Source organism: Clostridium sp., from assembly GCF_032576335.1.
Lineage (GTDB): Bacteria > Bacillota > Clostridia > Oscillospirales > Acutalibacteraceae > Faecalispora.
Genome location: NZ_JAWFXC010000008.1, coordinates 28564 through 45605 on the forward strand (window position 1 = coordinate 28564; position 17042 = coordinate 45605).

General features: G+C 47.4%; 13 protein-coding genes. 5 read left to right on the forward strand and 8 right to left on the reverse strand.

Annotated features, from left to right (window positions below; translation table 11 throughout):
- Positions 1-42: 42 nt before the first annotated feature.
- Positions 43-918 (reverse strand): hypothetical protein, encoded by an 876-nt coding sequence (locus E7L17_RS10590; RefSeq protein ID WP_316323216.1) that lies wholly within the window; start codon positions 916-918, stop codon positions 43-45.
- A 144-nt stretch (positions 919-1062) separates the two neighbouring features.
- Here E7L17_RS10590 and spoIID point away from each other — a divergent pair, with 144 nt between their 5' ends.
- The gene (spoIID, locus tag E7L17_RS10595) at positions 1063-2088 is read left to right on the forward strand and encodes a stage II sporulation protein D (RefSeq protein ID WP_316323217.1); all 1026 of its coding nucleotides are present in this window, start codon (positions 1063-1065) and stop codon (positions 2086-2088) included.
- A gap of 162 nt (positions 2089-2250) precedes the next feature.
- Here the strand turns inward: spoIID and E7L17_RS10600 are convergent, their stop codons facing one another.
- The 3 genes from E7L17_RS10600 to E7L17_RS10610 form a co-directional block, all read right to left on the reverse strand.
- Positions 2251-5751 carry a hypothetical protein gene (locus E7L17_RS10600; protein ID WP_316323218.1) on the reverse strand — a complete coding sequence of 1167 codons (3501 nt, stop codon included), beginning with the start codon at positions 5749-5751 and terminating at the stop codon, positions 2251-2253.
- A gap of 411 nt (positions 5752-6162) precedes the next feature.
- A complete protein-coding gene (locus E7L17_RS10605) occupies positions 6163-7794 on the reverse strand; it encodes a membrane-binding protein (RefSeq protein ID WP_316323219.1) in 1632 nt (543 codons plus the stop codon).
- 249 nt (positions 7795-8043) lie between these two features.
- Entirely contained in the window at positions 8044-8223 is a 180-nt protein-coding gene (locus E7L17_RS10610) for a hypothetical protein (RefSeq protein ID WP_316323220.1), read from the reverse strand.
- A 310-nt stretch (positions 8224-8533) separates the two neighbouring features.
- Here E7L17_RS10610 and trmL point away from each other — a divergent pair, with 310 nt between their 5' ends.
- The 4 genes from trmL to gpmI all read left to right on the forward strand — a co-directional run bounded on the left by trmL (position 8534) and on the right by gpmI (position 12877).
- Positions 8534-9028 (forward strand): tRNA (uridine(34)/cytosine(34)/5-carboxymethylaminomethyluridine(34)-2'-O)-methyltransferase TrmL, encoded by a 495-nt coding sequence (trmL, locus tag E7L17_RS10615; protein ID WP_316323221.1) that lies wholly within the window; start codon positions 8534-8536, stop codon positions 9026-9028.
- Positions 9029-9265: 237 nt separating this feature from the next.
- On the forward strand, positions 9266-10462 hold the full coding sequence (locus E7L17_RS10620; protein WP_316323222.1) for a phosphoglycerate kinase: 1197 nt from the start codon (positions 9266-9268) through the stop codon (positions 10460-10462).
- Positions 10463-10559: 97 nt separating this feature from the next.
- Entirely contained in the window at positions 10560-11330 is a 771-nt protein-coding gene (gene tpiA, locus E7L17_RS10625; RefSeq protein ID WP_316323223.1) for a triose-phosphate isomerase, read from the forward strand.
- A 32-nt stretch (positions 11331-11362) separates the two neighbouring features.
- Positions 11363-12877, forward strand: coding sequence for a 2,3-bisphosphoglycerate-independent phosphoglycerate mutase (gene gpmI / locus E7L17_RS10630; RefSeq protein WP_316323224.1), 1515 nt, complete (start codon positions 11363-11365; stop codon positions 12875-12877).
- A 50-nt stretch (positions 12878-12927) separates the two neighbouring features.
- Here the strand turns inward: gpmI and E7L17_RS10635 are convergent, their stop codons facing one another.
- From E7L17_RS10635 to E7L17_RS10650, 4 genes are all read right to left on the reverse strand, one after another.
- Positions 12928-13350, reverse strand: a complete 423-nt coding sequence (locus E7L17_RS10635; protein WP_316323225.1) for a hypothetical protein — start codon at positions 13348-13350, stop codon at positions 12928-12930.
- A 39-nt stretch (positions 13351-13389) separates the two neighbouring features.
- Positions 13390-13806 (reverse strand): hypothetical protein, encoded by a 417-nt coding sequence (locus E7L17_RS10640; RefSeq protein WP_316323226.1) that lies wholly within the window; start codon positions 13804-13806, stop codon positions 13390-13392.
- 166 nt (positions 13807-13972) lie between these two features.
- A complete protein-coding gene (locus E7L17_RS10645; RefSeq protein WP_316323227.1) occupies positions 13973-15796 on the reverse strand; it encodes a serine hydrolase in 1824 nt (607 codons plus the stop codon).
- Positions 15793-17037, reverse strand: coding sequence for a competence/damage-inducible protein A (locus tag E7L17_RS10650; protein WP_316323228.1), 1245 nt, complete (start codon positions 17035-17037; stop codon positions 15793-15795). The genes E7L17_RS10645 and E7L17_RS10650 overlap by 4 nt, the downstream gene beginning before the upstream one ends.
- Positions 17038-17042 lie beyond the last annotated feature (5 nt).

Consider the following 17042-nt stretch of genomic DNA (forward strand, 5'->3'; position numbering starts at 1 on the left):
TCTATATGATTTTCCGGAATAATACAAGACTTTGGGAAAAAATTAACTAATTAAATTTGCCTCTTGGTGTCTTGCAAGAGCATTCCCCATAGCAGATATTTTTACACCCAGAGAAAGTAAAAACAATGCAATCACCAAGTACAAAACGCTGCTCTCCATACTCATGGAGCAAAATTCGCCTTTGCCCAACGCATACATCAGAAGATTTGGCACGGTAACAGTAAGTGCCAGCAAGCTGTAACACATGCCGGAGGAAATCATCAGTCTGCGGCTGCGAAGGTCATCCACACCTGCTAAAAAACGGGATTGCGCAAACAGGCATAGGAGCAAAAAGATTACCATAAACATGGAATACAGGCTTTCAATCGTGTTCACAACCTCGGTATAACGAACGAACATCACCGTTAAATCAAGGCAAGACCAAAGCGGTACGATAAGGGAAGCCACAGGCAAGGCCGTATAAGGATTTCTGCCTACTGCCAAGCCCCAAGTGAGCACCAAAATATTGATTGCAGCCAAGGCGCCCAGCAATGCCAGTGCACCATAAAGCCCGGGGTGCTGCACCCAAATGGGGAGCTGCTGCGTGGGGTCGTCGTACCAATTGTCGCGCCCGCCCGCCACCAGCATGAGCTGGCGGAGGGAAAATATCATCAACGCGGCGCCGCTGAGCCCGCCGAAAATGACTGCCGGAAAGCCGGACAAATCCCCAAAGGTAAAGGTGACTTGTTTCTCTCGCCGCACAAGAAGCAAAATGCCTGTACAGCCTAATATTAATGCGGCAGAAACAACTCCTGCCGTTACATCTCCATCCGTAAAAAATCCCGTCTTACTGTCTACAAAATTGGTTAATTGGTACAGGCGAACCGGTATCGCCAATACACAAGCGACCGCAAATACAATCCATAATTTTTTTATCATTCTAGTAAGGCCCTTTCTTCTCAGCCCGGCGGTCGCACAGCGATTCCATCCGTTTATGGCACACTTTTCAATCTAACAATCATTTTATATCACGTGTCCCGCAAAGTCAATACAAGTGGCGGCATTGCGGGGAAAGGAGCCCGTATGAAAGGCAAAACTGCATGGTGCTTGGTCTTATTCCTCCTCCTCCTCATCATCCCCTTAATCGCTCTGGGTGCAAAGGTTCCAGATAAAGGCACTGCTCCCCCTGCCCCATCCCGTGCGGAGAGCAGCCGTTCTTCAGCGCCCGAGTCAGAGGCTCAGGCGCCACCCAGCACGCAAACGGCCGCCGTATTTAAGATTCTGGATGAATCCACTGGTAATGTACTCACAGTGGATGACAAAGAATTCCTGTACGGCGCCGTAGCAACGGAGATGTCTCCTGAGAGCCCGGTAGAGGCTCTCAAGGCGCAGGCGGTAAGTGCATACACCTATTATGGCCGCCTGCGCGCACAGCAAAAGGAGAAGCCAGATGCCGCCCTGAAAGGGGCAGACTTTTCAGCAGACATCTCCGGCTGGAAGCTTTACACCACCAAAGAGGAAATGCAGAAGCGCTGGGGCAAGAATTTTGATACTTATTACAAATCATTGGGACAGGTTGCCGATGCCGTATACGGGCAAACGCTAAAGAGCGACGGGCAATTGATCTGCGCAACCTACTATGCCATTTCATCCGGCAATACGGAGGCGGCAAAGGATATTTGGGGCGGCGATTACAGCTATCTAGTACCCGTTGCAAGCCCGGGAGATGTTTACGCCAGTGGTTATAACACCACCGTTACATTAGCGCCGCAGCAGGTGCAGCAGGCATCGCAAAAGCAATGGGGTATCTCTTTAAATGGTGACCCCACGAAATGGTTTGGCAAAGCTGAGAGAACCTCTTCCGGCTCAGTGATAACTCAAGCACTCGCCGGCAAGACCGTAAAGGGTGGTGAGGTTCGAACTGCATTCGGCTTGCGATCAGCAAATTACACGGTTACCTATGCAAAAGAGAAATTCACTTTTACGGTAAAAGGCTACGGGCATGGGGTCGGGATGAGCCAAGCGGGTGCCGAATACATGGCGGAACACGGCTCCAACTACCAGCAAATCCTTGCTTGGTATTACCCCGGCGCAACACTAGTAAAATAGAACGCACGAAAGGGGGCTGCCGTATGGCAGCCCCCTTAATTTGGCACATTTCGCGTTAACACGCACAAAGCGGCGGTCTGGAAGATGAAATCCAAACCGCCGCAACGCAAATACAGCTAACAGTAATTATTTACTTCACTTCGAACTCAAGAGTAATGTTACTTACTTCAAGTTAGAAACGTTGTTACCCTTTACACCGGCAGATGCTGCGCCATTAGCAACAACAAACTTAACGGATACGCGGGTATCGCCAACCTTAGCAACTACATAAGCAGTGCCGGGGTTCTGAGCGGTTACTCTGTAAACGCCATTGCCGCGGGGAGCGATGGAAACAACCTTACCATTTACGGTAACAACCGGAACAGCAGTTGTGCCGGTGGTGGAGAATTTCACATCGTATGCTTTGCCAGGAGCAAAGGTGTAGGAAGTTGTGTCAGCCTTCAGTGTGCCGTTAACCTTGGAAACGTTCACAGTCAAGGTAGCGGAAGCGCCGTTTGCATCAGTTGTAGTGATGGTAGCGGTACCAACAGCAAGAGCCTTAATCTGGAACTTGTAGCCACGAGCATCAGCAGCGTTGAAGAGCTCAACAGTTGCAACCTGAGTGTCGGAAGAAGCAGCAGTCATAACTGCAGAAGTAGAGGATTTTGCAATGTACTGGTACACTGCGCCAGTGCCAATAGCAACAGGCTTAGTGGTATCCAAAGTCACAGCGGACTGGGGCTTTGCAATAACATTTACATTCAAAGTAGCCTCAGAATAGTCTTCCAAAACGTTGCCGTCTGCATCAACAACAGAAGCGGTAATGGTACCCTTGTTGTCAACAGTGCGGTCTGCGTTGAAGTCTAGAGCTTTAATGGTAAGAACATTGCCTTCCTGAGTTACAGAAACATAATCATCATTTACATCTACATCGTAAGCAATGGAAGTTCCAGCAGGAAGAGCTGTGCCATTCGGGTAGTTAGAAATAGCGACAGTTGTAGACTGACCCTTAGCAATTGTCAAATCGGTCTTGTCAAACTTAGGACCAGCAAATCTCACATTTTTGATGATGAGTTTATCAGTGGTCTTGTTAGCGCTCTTAGTCTCCAAATCGAAGCCCAAGCCAGTTACATCGGAACCAGCAACAGCACCTTCAAATGCCTGAAGTGCAGTTGCGCCTGCAACCAAACCATCAGTGATTTCCAGAGTGGTATCGCCATCGATGCCATCTTCTACAAACAGCTTATCAGCGGGGAATGCAAAACGGCCTTCACCCTCAATGCTGCCAATGCGAGCTTCTGTAACCTGCAGTCTTGAATCTTCTTCAATATCTACAGTATCAGCAACCAGCTTATTTGTCAGAGCGAATTTGGATTCGCCTTCCAAAGAAACGGTCTGCTCACTTGCACCAGCGATGCCCTTAATGGTACCGGTGAAGTCTTTGAAAGTAATGCTGCTAGCATAATCGCCATCAACAACGCCCAAAGCTACATTTTCACCACTAATTTCGATTGTGCCCTTAGCAGCTTCATTCTTAATGGTACCAGTTACTTTAACAGAATTATCACTGCTGCAATCGATAGCAATAGATGCTTCATCGTTATCAGAGGTATCTTTCACGTTACCTGTTGCAGTAACATTGCCGTTAATTGCGGTAGCAACATCGTCATCATCGGAATCGATCTCGATGCTGGAAGCAACTACGTTGCCGCTAACAGAACCACCAGTAATGCTCAGAACAGCATTTTTGGCGTCAATAGCTTTCACTTTACCATCAGAAATAGTAATGTTTTCAGCCTTATCTTTAATAGTTCCAACAGTACCGCCAGAAATGTCTACTGCACCAGCTTTAATATCGCCAACAGTACCATCTTCAACGGTAACAGTCTTATCACCAGGAACCTTCAAGGTGTCTACGGAACCACCAAGAACCTTGATGTTGTGCTCAGAGAAGATCTCATTGTAAGAACCTACAGACTCAGCCTCGTCCTTGTGATCCTTCCAAGTATCTTTATCTTCGTAATCGAAGTCTTTTTTGGCAATGTAGGTTTTGCCATTCTTCTTGAAGATATCCCAATCGTTTGAAACATCTGCCACACCTGTTGTCAGATCAACGTCTGCATTCCACTTCTTGGCAACCTCTACCTTAATATTTGAGGTAGACTTATCAATGTCAAAACCGTCTGCTGTTACGGTTCCGAGCTTAATCTTAAGTGTATCAGTACCAGTTTTTGCCAAGTCAGCATCCTTAGAGGAAGTTTCTTTAACAAACTTTGTCTTCAAACGAATAACGTTGGTAGCACCAGGAGCCTCTTCATTATCCAAACCAGCAATCAAAACTTCCTTCTCGCTGAAGATTTTGTCGCCCTTCAGTTCGAGAGAAGAGTTAACCTTTTTGGTATCCTGAGCAGCCTTGTATTGAGTACCAGCAGTCAATTTATTCCACTCGTATTCAGCAGACTTAACAGAAGAAATATAATAATCATTCGTTGCGAAATCCAGGTCTGCATCAGCTGCTACGTTAGTAGCAGTTTCCTCTGAAGGTGTAGTGCCACCAGTCTTGGTAGTGGAGTACAAAGCAACTGCAGCTACTTTTTTGTTAACTGCTTCAAAGTCTGTGCCAGACTTCAGTTCTGTCCATGTGTAAGGAGCAACACTACCTGTAACCTCAAAGTATTTGTTACCCTCAGTCAAAGTAGGCATAGCAGCATCTTTTGCTACTGCCTCACCAGTCGCAGTTTTAGTCGTATCAGCTTCTTTGGCAACAACTACATTAGTAAATGCTTTAGAAGCCTTGTTGTTAACCAATTCTTCTTTAACAGCTTTGGTGTCAGTCTCTGTAACCTTAGTCCAGCTGTACTTTTCTGAGCCTGTCTTTACTGTAGCGACGTAGAAGTCTTCACCGTCAGCCAAGTTGGGCATAATAGCACCTGATCTGTAGTCTGTGCCAGAAGTTGCACTCGCTGCTGCTACAGGTGTTCCCTTGCTTTTTACAACTCTCTCAAGAGCTGTTTGTGCTTTAGTTACTGTGCCCTTAACATCAGACAGGTAGTTTGCTGTTAAGCCATCGGCTTTACGGTACTCAGCAACTCTATTGCTGCCAGTAGATACAGCATAGTATGCTTCTAAATCCAGATAACGCTCATTTACTGCTGCAGTAGAAATGTCACCGGGTTTTTCATCCTTGCTACTGCCGGTAATTGCATTAGCTTCACCCAAGAAAACTTCATTTTCCACATTAGAGTAAACTGTAATTTGCTTAGAAGCCTTTACGGTAACTTCCTTATCATCGCGATCATAGTCCTCTACCTTGTAGGTAAGGTTGATAACTTCTTTACCGGAAGCACCTTTTTTCAAGGTCAGCTCGCCATCTTTATTGATGGTAACTAGCTTATCACCAGAAACATGATTGTAGCTGTCGTAATCAGCAGTACCTGCATCTTCACGATCATAGGTCTCGATGCTGGGGTTGCCAATCAAATCGGCCAATTTAATCTTGGTGATTGAAGAATCGTCGGAACTGGCCAAGAACAACTCATCGTCACCGTTCAAACCAGCAACATTCTTTAATGTACCAGTCTCTCTAGTAGAAGCAGCGGATGCAAAGTTCAGGGATGAAAAGCTTGAAACGATCATGGCAGATGCCAGAATCAGAGACAAAACTTTGCTTTTGGTTTTGTTCATCCTTTTTAGTCCTCCTTAAAAATATCGTTTTTTGTTGTTGTGCGTATTTGCGTTGTGCTTATGAAACGTAAACATACATGGCAGCTCTGGGTTTCGCCCCCCAGAACAAACGGAAGTAACCACGTTTCGTAAGAAACTTACAGCCACACCGTTTATATGTTTAGTTGAATTATACGGGATAGCGGACAGAATGTCAAGGACATTTTTGCCTTTTTTTTAAATTTTAACACCCCGCGAAGCCTTGGTACGCCTAGGTTTCTCAGTATTTTCCATGGCAAATTCAGTTATGTCCAATTCATAGACTGATTGTTAACAATTTATGAATTATTACATTTTTCTGTCTTTTTTCTTTCCAAGCGCTGCATGGTATTTTTTTGGTACAAGCTGTTTTATAGGCAGGCTCTCATATTCTCATTCGCCACAAACCGGTCGTCCGTTCTGCCAATTGCCCGAAAATTCAATTTGTCCGTTCGGGGTATAAGAGGTACCCGCCCCATGGCGCACTCCGTTTTTCCACTCGCCAGAATAACAGATGCAGCCGTTTGCATCAAACAGCGTTACCTCGCCGCTGGGTACGCCGTTTTGCCAGCGAGCTACCAGCAGAGTGCCATCCTTTCTGCGAAAGCTGACCCCCACACCATGGCGCTGTCCATCTTGGAGCGCACCTGCATAGCACACAGCACCATCCGCTCCCAGCACTGCGCCAGAGACACCGGGGCGGTCCTCCTGCCACATACCGGCATACAGGCCGCTGCCGTCTGGTCGAAAGCCCACACCCGCACCGTCCCGAAGATTGTTACGCCAAGAACCGGCATAGCACAAACGCCCTGTTCTATAATAGAAAGCGCCAAAGCCATCCCGCTTGCCACGAGAATACGTTCCCTCATAGGCGGTATTGCCGCCCGGCATTTCGGTTCTGCCCCTGCCGTGGCGCTCGCCGCCCAGCAGCTCGCCGTAATATAGGTAGTGCTCCGTTTGGCTGATGACAATGTGGTGCACCGCCCGTGGGATTTCCTCCGCCGCCTCCGGTAATTCCGGTGCTACGGGAGCAGACAGCCCCGGCGCGCGCACGGCTCCATCGAACCCACGCTTTGCCACCGTATAGCGAACCGGAGGTGTTTTCTCCGCTTGCTCTGGAGTCGCTTCTTCCCAAGGATTGCATTGTGCTTCTGGAACATCCGGCTGGGTGGAATCTTTTTTTGGTAAATCCTGCATCAATTGAGAATTCCTGCATATTTCCCCATGGCGGATGCCCAAGCCCTCTTCCATTTTTCGTATCTGCTCCATTAAATCTGCTACGCCTATTTGCGGTACCGGATTTGCAACAGGATTTAAAAGCTTCTTTTTTTCGTTTTTCTTTTCCTCTATAGTAGGAAGAGCAGAAGCGGGCTTGTCCGGTTTAAAAATGGGTATCAATGAGATTGCTCCGCTTTTCAGCCTCTCCTGCAGCTCGGTGCGCTTTTGGTATTCCTCCTGCGAGCAATAGCAAACATCGCCGTCGAGCCGGGCGGCAATCACCTTCGGCTCTCCTACCTCCGAATCAATCCTTGCCTGTTCTGCGGTTCCCATAAAGATGGGGCAAGCAACCAGCACGGTATGGCTCTCTTCCCCGTTTTGCTGTTTGCGTGTGAGCGTAAGCGTACCCGGCTGCTCCGTGGAAGCAGAGAGAACCTCTTGTACCGAGCCATCCGGTGCAAAGAATTCCGCCTGCTCAAAATGGTGCTCCTTATTCCATTGGATTCTGCTTCGGAGCGAACCGCTTTCATCAAAATAAGAAAGCACCCACCCGCCCGGCGTAGAACTTACCTGCTCCAGCAGGCGGCGGTCACCGTGTTTTTCCCAAACAAAGCTACCCGAAGATAGGGCGTAGCGCACCTGTACCATCATGCCATCCTCTAAATAAGAAAGTCGTTCTTTTTTCTTATGTAACCCGCTGTCCTCAAAAAAAGTCTTTCGGGCGTGGTACAGCGCCCCGTGCAGTGAGGCGAGGGCACTGTAACCTTTATAATAAATTGTAAGTATCTCTTGCTCCGAAACCTGCATGGCTCGAAACCTCCCAATGCCAGATCATCATATTTTTAAAACTGAATCCATCGATTTTACATTTTGTTTTGTAGTAGCTGCAATAAAAATCGAAACCGATTTATGTTACATAAAATTAGTTTATCTGATGCACGTTTCTTTGGCAAGGGAAACATGGCGGTTTTTTCCGATTTTCTGCAAAAAGAAAGCTGCCGTAAAACAAAGCGGAAGTTCCGCATCCGTTTTACGGCAGCCGTGCCCGGGCCGTGTTTATTTGAACATATACTCCATGTTGTCCAGCACGCCATTTACTTTACGCATTGCCTTATTGGCTGTGCGCTTAATTTGACGGTTGCCTTTCATTGCTTTGCTGCCCACACTGGCAATAGCCATGCCGGCTGCCAGCCCTGCACTAATACCCTTCATAAATCCTTTTGTTTCATTATACATTTCGCATACCCTCCATATGGTGTAGATCATTTTCAGACCCAACATTATTTATTCCCTCCACACTCCATAGATAATCAGAAAGATTATGGCAAAACCATTTCAATACGCAATTATTGACATCTATCTTACAATACTAACTTCTTACTCTTTCTATATAAATAAGAAGAAACCGGCTCCCATTCGCGGTATTCTTTGTATTTTTTTGATTTTTTTGTTGTTTTGGCAATAGACTTTTTCTCCTGCTTGCATTATGATTGGTATGGTAAACGACAATAATTCCCAAACTATACGCGAAAGGATTATCCAAAACATGGCAACCCTAAATATTGTGATGGTAGAACCCGAGATTCCCCAGAACACGGGCAATGTGGCGCGTACCTGTGCCGCTACCGGAGCTACCCTGCACTTAGTTGGGCCAATGGGCTTTACCATTGACGATAAAAAACTAAAGCGTGCCGGGCTAGATTACTGGCATTTGCTCGATATTCGCTACTATGATAATTTGTCCGATTTCTTCAAACAAAATACCGGGCATTTTTTCTATTTTTCAACGAAAGCGCCTCGCAACCATTCGCAGGCAACCTACCCAGACAACAGCTACCTTGTGTTCGGCAAAGAGACTGCCGGCTTGCCAGAAGCTCTCTTGCAAGAAAATCCCGATTCCGTTGTGCGCATTCCCATGCTAGAAGAAGCACGCAGCCTCAACCTTTCCAACGCTGTGGCAATAGGCGTTTATGAGGTGCTTCGTCAATGGGATTATCCCCGTTTAAACCAGGTTGGTCAGCCACGAAGCTTTGAGTGGTAATTTTGTGCGATATGCTATAATCGAATATAAAAAAACCTCACGTACTTGAAAAGAAATGAATTATATTATAAAATAGTATGAGATAATTAATTATTTAACAATAGTACTCCCATACATTTAAAATCACAAAATCACATTTGCTACTTTGAAAAGAACTCGCGTACAGCGATTATTCTTAACATTACAGCCTACGTTAACCATGAAGTATCCATTTCTATAAAATAAGGAGTGCAGCATATGAACTATCTGAACAAAAAGAGTGTGGAAGATATTGACGTAGCGGGCAAACGCGTTTTGGTCCGCTGTGACTTTAACGTTCCTTTTGACGGCGAAGGAAAGATCTCAGACCCCAAGCGTATTGATGAGGCTCTCAGAACCATTCGTTATCTGATTGACCACCACGCGAAAGTCATCCTTTGCTCTCACTTGGGTCGCCCGAAGGGAGAATTTAACCCTAAATATTCTTTGGCACCCGTTGCGGAATACCTTTCTAAGGTACTCGGCCAGCCCGTGCAGATGGCGAAAGATGTAATTGGCGACAGCGCCAAAGCAATTTGCGCTTCTTTAAAGGAAGGCGAAGTGGCTCTTCTGGAAAATGTGCGCTTCCATAAGGAAGAAGAAAAGAACGACCCGGAATTCTCAAAGGCGTTGGCGTCTTTGGCTGAAATTTATGTAAATGATGCGTTTGGTACCGCACACCGCGCACATGCCTCCACCGCTGGCGTGGCAGCTTACCTGCCTGCTGTATGCGGCTATTTGATTCAGAAAGAAATTACCGTTATGGGTGGCGCTCTTGCGAACCCCAAGCGCCCCTTTGTTTCTATTCTGGGCGGCGCAAAGGTATCCGATAAAATTGGTGTTATCAGCAATTTGCTCGATAAAGTCGACACGCTCATCATTGGCGGCGGTATGGCTTACACCTTCATGAAGGCACTGGGCTACTCCATTGGCACCTCCATCTGCGAGGATGACAAGCTGGAGCTGGCACAGGAAATGATGGCAAAGGCAAAAGAGAAAAATGTAAAATTCCTCATTCCGCTCGACAACGTGGTTGCCGATAAATACGATGAAAATGCCGACCACAAGGTGTCGGATTCCGACCAGATTCCAGACGGCTGGATGGGTCTTGATATTGGGCCGAAAACACAGGTATTGTTCACCTCTGCTTTAGTTGGCTCCGGTACCGTAGTATGGAATGGACCGATGGGTGTTAGCGAGTGGAAAAACTTTGCAGCCGGTACCGAAGCTGTTGCTAAAGCAGTGGCCGAAAGCGGCGCAATTTCGATTATTGGCGGTGGCGATTCTGCAGCGGCTGTGGAGCAGCTTGGCTTTGCCGATAAAATGACTCACATCTCCACCGGCGGCGGCGCTTCTCTGGAATTTCTTGAGGGATTAGAGCTGCCCGGCATTGCCTGCCTGAACGATAAAAACTAAGGATGCAAAAGGGCAGGCGGTACGTCTGCCCTTTTCTTCACCGGAGCAACCCATTTCTTGGTGCTGCTCCTAACAGATAGAAAGGATGAACCCTCCTATGAATAAAGAACTAAGAAAAGCCGTAATTGCCGGCAACTGGAAGATGAACAAAAACCCGGAAGAGACAAAAATCTTATTAGGTGAAGTAGCGCCGTTGGTTGCGAATGCAAAATGCGATGTAGTCGCATGCGTACCGTTCCTTGATCTTCCTGCGGCGTTAGAAGCAGCAAAAGGCACCAACATTAAAATTGGCGCACAGAACTGCCATTGGGAGGAAAGCGGCGCATATACCGGTGAAATTGCCGCTAACATGCTTACCTCCATCGGCGTTACTTATGTGATTATCGGCCACAGTGAGCGCCGCACCTATTTTGGCGAGACCGATGAAACCGTTAACAAACGTATTCGTGCCGCACTCAACGCAGGTCTTACCGTTATTCTGTGCGTAGGTGAAACCCTTGAACAGCGTGAGCAGGGAATTACCGAAGAGCTTGTTGCTCTGCAAACTAAGATTGCGCTGTTGGGCGTAACCAAAGAAGAGCTCTCTCGCGTCATCATCGCTTACGAGCCCATTTGGGCAATCGGCACAGGGCGCACCGCAACCGCCGAACAAGCGGGTGAGGTTTGCGGGGCAATCCGCAAGGTGATTGCCGCTCTGTACGACCAACAAGCCGCCGAGGCTTTTACCATTCAATATGGCGGCTCCATGAACGCCAAAAATGCCGATGAGCTGCTTGCTCAAACGGATGTAGACGGCGGCCTAATTGGCGGTGCCTCACTCAAAGCCGCAGACTTTGCGGAGATTATCCGCGCTGCCACTGAGGGCTAATCCCTCAACTGTATCGCAAAGGAGAACCTTTCATGAAAAAACCTTTGATTTTAATGATTTTAGATGGATTCGGCTACGCCCCTGAATACGGCAACGCCATTATGGCGGCGAAAAAGCCGAATCTGGATCGTCTTTTCCGTGAGAACCCTATTACACAAATTGGGGCATCCGGCCTTAATGTTGGCCTGCCGAACGGGCAGATGGGCAACTCTGAGGTTGGCCACACCAACATTGGTGCTGGGCGCATTGTATACCAGGAGCTGACCCGTATTTCGAAAGAAATTGAAGACGGCGATTTCTTTAAAAACCCCGCTCTTATTAAAGCCGTAGCTGCTGCAAAAGCAAAGGGCACTGCCCTCCACCTCATTGGCCTGCTCTCCGATGGTGGCGTGCACAGCCACAACAGCCATATGTATGCGATATTGGAGCTCGCGAAACAGCACGGTCTAACGGAAGTTTATGTTCACGCCCTGCTGGATGGCCGCGACGTTCCCCCTTCCTCTGGTAAAGCCTTTGTTGAGGATTGCGTGGCGAAGATGCAAGAAATCGGTGTGGGCAAAATTGCAACCGTGGCAGGCCGCTACTACGCAATGGATCGAGACAACCGCTGGGAGCGCGTCTCGAAAGCATACAACGCAATGGTAATGGGCGAGGGTGTTCAAAGCACCGACCCCGTAGCTTCCGTTGCTAAGTCGTATGAAGACGGCATAACCGATGAATTTGTTTTACCCATAGTTTGTGGACCCGAAGGCCGCGTTTCTGCCAATGACTCTGTGGTTTTCTTTAACTTCCGCCCAGACCGTGCAAGGGAGCTGACCCGTGCATTTGTCGACCCGGATTTTACCGGCTTCGAGCGTGCCAACGGTTTCTTCCCTCTCACCTACGTTTGCATGACACAGTATGACGCGACCATGCCAAATGTAGACGTAGCCTTCCACCCGCAGAGCCTGAAAAACACACTGGGTGAATACCTGTCCGATTTGGGCATGACCCAGCTTCGCATAGCCGAAACGGAGAAGTATGCACATGTCACGTTCTTCTTTAACGGCGGTGTGGAGACGGTATACCCCGGAGAAGACCGTGTACTCATTAAATCCCCTGCAGTTGCTACGTATGACTTACAGCCGGAGATGAGCGCGTATTCCGTTACGGATGCTTTGGTTGAGAAGATTGACAGCGGCGAGTACGACGTCATTATCTTAAACTTTGCCAATTGCGATATGGTAGGCCATACCGGCGTATTTGATGCCGCAAAAGCCGCAGTGGAAGCTGTAGATACCTGCGTAGGCCGCGTCATCGAGGCGATTGAGCGCATGCACGGCACAGCCATAATCACTGCCGACCACGGCAATGCCGAAAAAATGTATGAGCCGGACGGTTCCCCCTTTACCGCTCATACCACAAACCCAGTTCCGTTCTGTGTTGTGGGCTACCCCTGCAAGCTGCGTGAAAACGGCAAGCTGGCAGATATTGCTCCCACCATGCTCAAGATTCTAGGCCTGCCCCAGCCACCAGAAATGACAGGCGAAAGCATTATTGTAGATTAATTACTTCCATATAGAAGAGGTGCGTTCCAAAATTGGAACGCACCTCTTTTTTAATGCCGGTAAAGTTGAACTTCGGTTCCTTTTTCTACATCGTAAAAGTAAAAGGAGTTTTTGCCTAAAACAACAATTGCGTTCTGCGTCTGGTCGCTCGCCTTGAGAAAATAAAGATTTTCTTCTACATGCTCATAGGTTCCCTCTAACAAAAGCTTTTCTCTGTTTTCTCCCTCTACCGCAGATTCCAACCTTTTTACTTGAAACTTATCTCCATGGAAACTGGCGGTATAAGAATCGGATAAAGAAGCTTTCGATTGGTATTGGCCATCAATCGAATCCGAGGGTGTATTTTGGTCTATCTTGTTCATCATTCCAACAAACAAGCCTAAGAATAAAAGAACCGTAATCATAAGGACTGGAAAAGAAACTGTTTTCTGACAAAAACGCCTAAATCGTTCTCGCATTGCTTTTCTATCCATACCAACCTCCTGCTAGAATCTAGGCTAACGCTTTGATGGCTAATAAAAATGTGGGATACTATCTGTCTTTGAATCGTAAAAATAAAAGTTGCGCTTGCCTAAAACGACTAGCACATTTTGGGTAGGGTCTTCGGGCTTAAGTAAATAGAGATTTTCTCTCAAATGCTCATAACGACCTTCCAATACAAGCTCTTTTTTACTGAAATTTTTTTCTGTAAGTCTTTCAATCTTGAATTCATTGTGAAAAAATCGAGCATTATAATACACACTCGTAGGTGGCTGAGATTGATACATACCAAATAACCTACCGGAGGGCATGATCTCATCTAATTGGTTCATCATGCCAACGGATACGCAGAGAAGCAATAAAACAATCATCAAATAGATGGGTAACGGGATTGCTTTGTGGTAAAGCTTTGACGAAACATCCTGTAATGATTTTTTACTAATGCTCAAAAATCCACCTCCTACATAATTTAAACGATTCACAAATAGAGCTTCTTACGATTAATTATAATGCACATCTTATATGGTGTCAAATTACCTATATTTATTTTTAATAATATAGAAACTAATAAAAAAGAGATACAGTAAACTGTATCTCTTTTTTATTAGTTTCTATTCATTCATTATCAGAAGCCTCTAAATCCAGCTTACCGCTGGCCTTTGGTACAGCAATACGCCGCAGGTAGCCGGGAACACGTTCTCCGCCAAGGCGTTCTGAAAGCATTTTCTCTATATTGCCGCCCGAGTTTCCCAATAAATCCGCAAGAAGTTTTGCGGCATTATCAACCGATGGAATCTCTTGAAAGCGCACTAAAATTCGATCTCCGCTAAAAATAAACTTCATCACACGGGTATTTGGCGTTTCCAGAAACGAGATATAAAGCTTTAATACCGGCCTGCCCTCTTCATCGCGTGTTAAGCGTGCCAAGTTACCCGTTACATATATCTCATCGTTTACGTTTAGCACACAGCGCCTTGGCTCCCCATCTAGGCCCGCTCGTATGGTCTGCTTTTCCTCTCCATCTGAAAACTCAATCGTGCAAAAATCAGGAGCAAATGCAAACGATACTCGCTGAATCGCAGGGAGAAAGCTGTCTTTTTCCACAGAGAAAATAAACGGCAGAATCGAACCGTACGGGTTCTCGAGCTTATAGCTGCGGCCGTTTATCCACTTGGCGTCCGAACTAAGCTGCGGCACGGAACGCTGCGGGAAAAGCTTGTGCTCCAAACGTTCTACGAACGTGCGGCGCCGTTGTAACGGAACTGTATCTGGAAAAAGAGAAAGTGACGCCTGTGTCTTTTTTAAAGAGCGCAATGCACGCAAATTTTCCGGCAAGGGTGTTTCTGAGAACGCCTCATCGCTGCCAAAATACTTTTGAATAATTTCAGCACTCTTATCTACGAAAAGGCCATGGCTGCCGCTTGTGATGGCGATTACCACATCAATTTGAGGGATGACCACGACATACTGGCCAAACACACCATTAAATTGATACGCTCCCGGTATTGGGAACTCCCATAAATGGTAACCGTAAGCCGTCTGGTGCTCGCCCATGGAGGTACGTATCCCCATATCGGTCGACTCAGCAATCCATTGTTCGGAAAGCAAACGGCGTGATTCACCATCAACCGTCCACAATCCCTTTTGCAAATAGAGCTGACCCAGCTTCGCCATATCTTCCGGCCGCAGGAACAAGCCCCAGCCGCCCTTTTCAATTCCCATAGGGCAGCGCTCCCACACAACATGGTCAATCCCCAGTGGGTCAAATAGGCGTGGTAGCAGATAATCGGTTAATCCCTCACCCGTCTTCTTTTGAATCAGCGCACTTAGAACGTAAGAATTCATGCTGTTGTACGTAAACTTTTCTCCCGGCTCGTAAGCACAATCAGAGGCAAAGTACGCTTTTATCCAGTCACGTTCAAATACACTATTTCCCTCATTGAGCCGAATACCAGAGGTCATATTTAGTAAGTGGCGCACTGTGATTTTCCCAACCCGATTACTGCGAAACGGCGGTGGCGGCACTTTATCGGGGAACAGCTCTGCAATCCGGTCATCCAGCGAAAACAGCCCTTCTTCCACCGCCATGCCTACCGCCATTGCGGTTACGGATTTTGACAAAGAATACACCATTTGCGCATAAATTCCGGAGTAAGGGCGCCAATTTGCCTGCAGTATCAGCTTCCCATGGCGAAGTACCGCTATGCTGTGCAATTTAATTTCGGAGCAAGCATCCAGTTCGTGAAGAAACCGCTCCAAATACACCGAAGACACGCCCTGTGCCTCTGGTGTAGAGCGCGGCAAAGGCTTACGGGAAAGCCCGGCTGGGTAGCGGGGCTTTTCCGGTACAAAGGGAAGCGGTGAAAGGTGGCGCAGGTTACCGCGAACCCCTTTTCTCACTGCCTCCACAGCCTTTAACGGCGCTCGAATATCCATCATAAAGGTAGCTCCTCCAAGCGGCGGCGAACCATATCGAGAGCAAAAGATGCCGCTGTATTACGGTAATAATTGCGGGGACGGCGCTGGCTGAACACTTTTACTTTCCGCACCACTGTCCCTTTTTTATCGCTTAATCCAACATAAATAAGACCAACCGGCTTTTCTTCTGTGCCGCCATCCGGCCCGGCAATACCGGTAATACCGATGCCGATGTCACTTCCGGATTTTTCACGAATTCCTTGCGCCATTGCGGCGGCAACCTCTTCGCTTACTGCGCCATGCTTTTCCAGCATCTCCTCCGGTACATCCAACAGTAACGTCTTAATGCGGTTTGCATAGGTAACCGCTCCCATTTCAAATATGCTGGAGGAACCCGGAATATCCGTAATACGCTTTGCCAAAAGACCGCCGGAGCAAGATTCCGCTGTTGCAATTGTTAATTTTCGTTCACTTAACAGATTGACGATAAGCTGCTCTAAGCAGTCGACATTAATACCATACACGCAGTCGCCAATTCGCTCACGGATTTGCTCTGCAACCGGACGACACATTTCTTCCGCCTTTTGCGCGTTTTCTGCCTTAGCCGTTACACGTACATACATTTCGCCCTCTTTGGCGTAGGTTGCAACCGTAGGGTTCGAGGCATCCGTCATGTCAGAAAGCAATTCTGCGACTGCACCCTCACCCTGACCGAATACGTGCACATTCATTGAAAAGATGCTCGCATTCTCACGCTCCATCAAATAGGGGATCCCATAATTGTGCAGCATAGGTACCAGCTCGGAAGGAGGGCCGGGGAACATCATAATAATTTTCCCGTCCTTTGTCTCTACCGCACAGCCAGGTGCCGTTCCACGGTCATTGAGCAAAACAGTAGCACCCTTTGGCAGCATCGCCTGTTTGATTTGGTTTTGCCCCATATATCGTCCTACAAAATGCTCTTTGAGCCGCTCCATACTTTCTTCGTGCAGTACGAGCGGTACTCCGGCACATTCTGCAATAGCTTCCTTGGTCAGGTCATCCTCTGTGGGGCCAAGCCCTCCGGTGGTAATGACAAGATCACTGCGTTCAAGTGCATTGGTGAGTGCTTCTTTTAAACGACCGTTGTTGTCGCCTACGGTGCAAGAAAACATCATATCGATTCCCAGCTCAGACAAAGCGCGAGCTACATAGGAAGCATCGGTGTTAATCACTTGCCCGAGCAGCAGCTCGGTACCTACAGATATGATTTCTGCTTTCATTGATT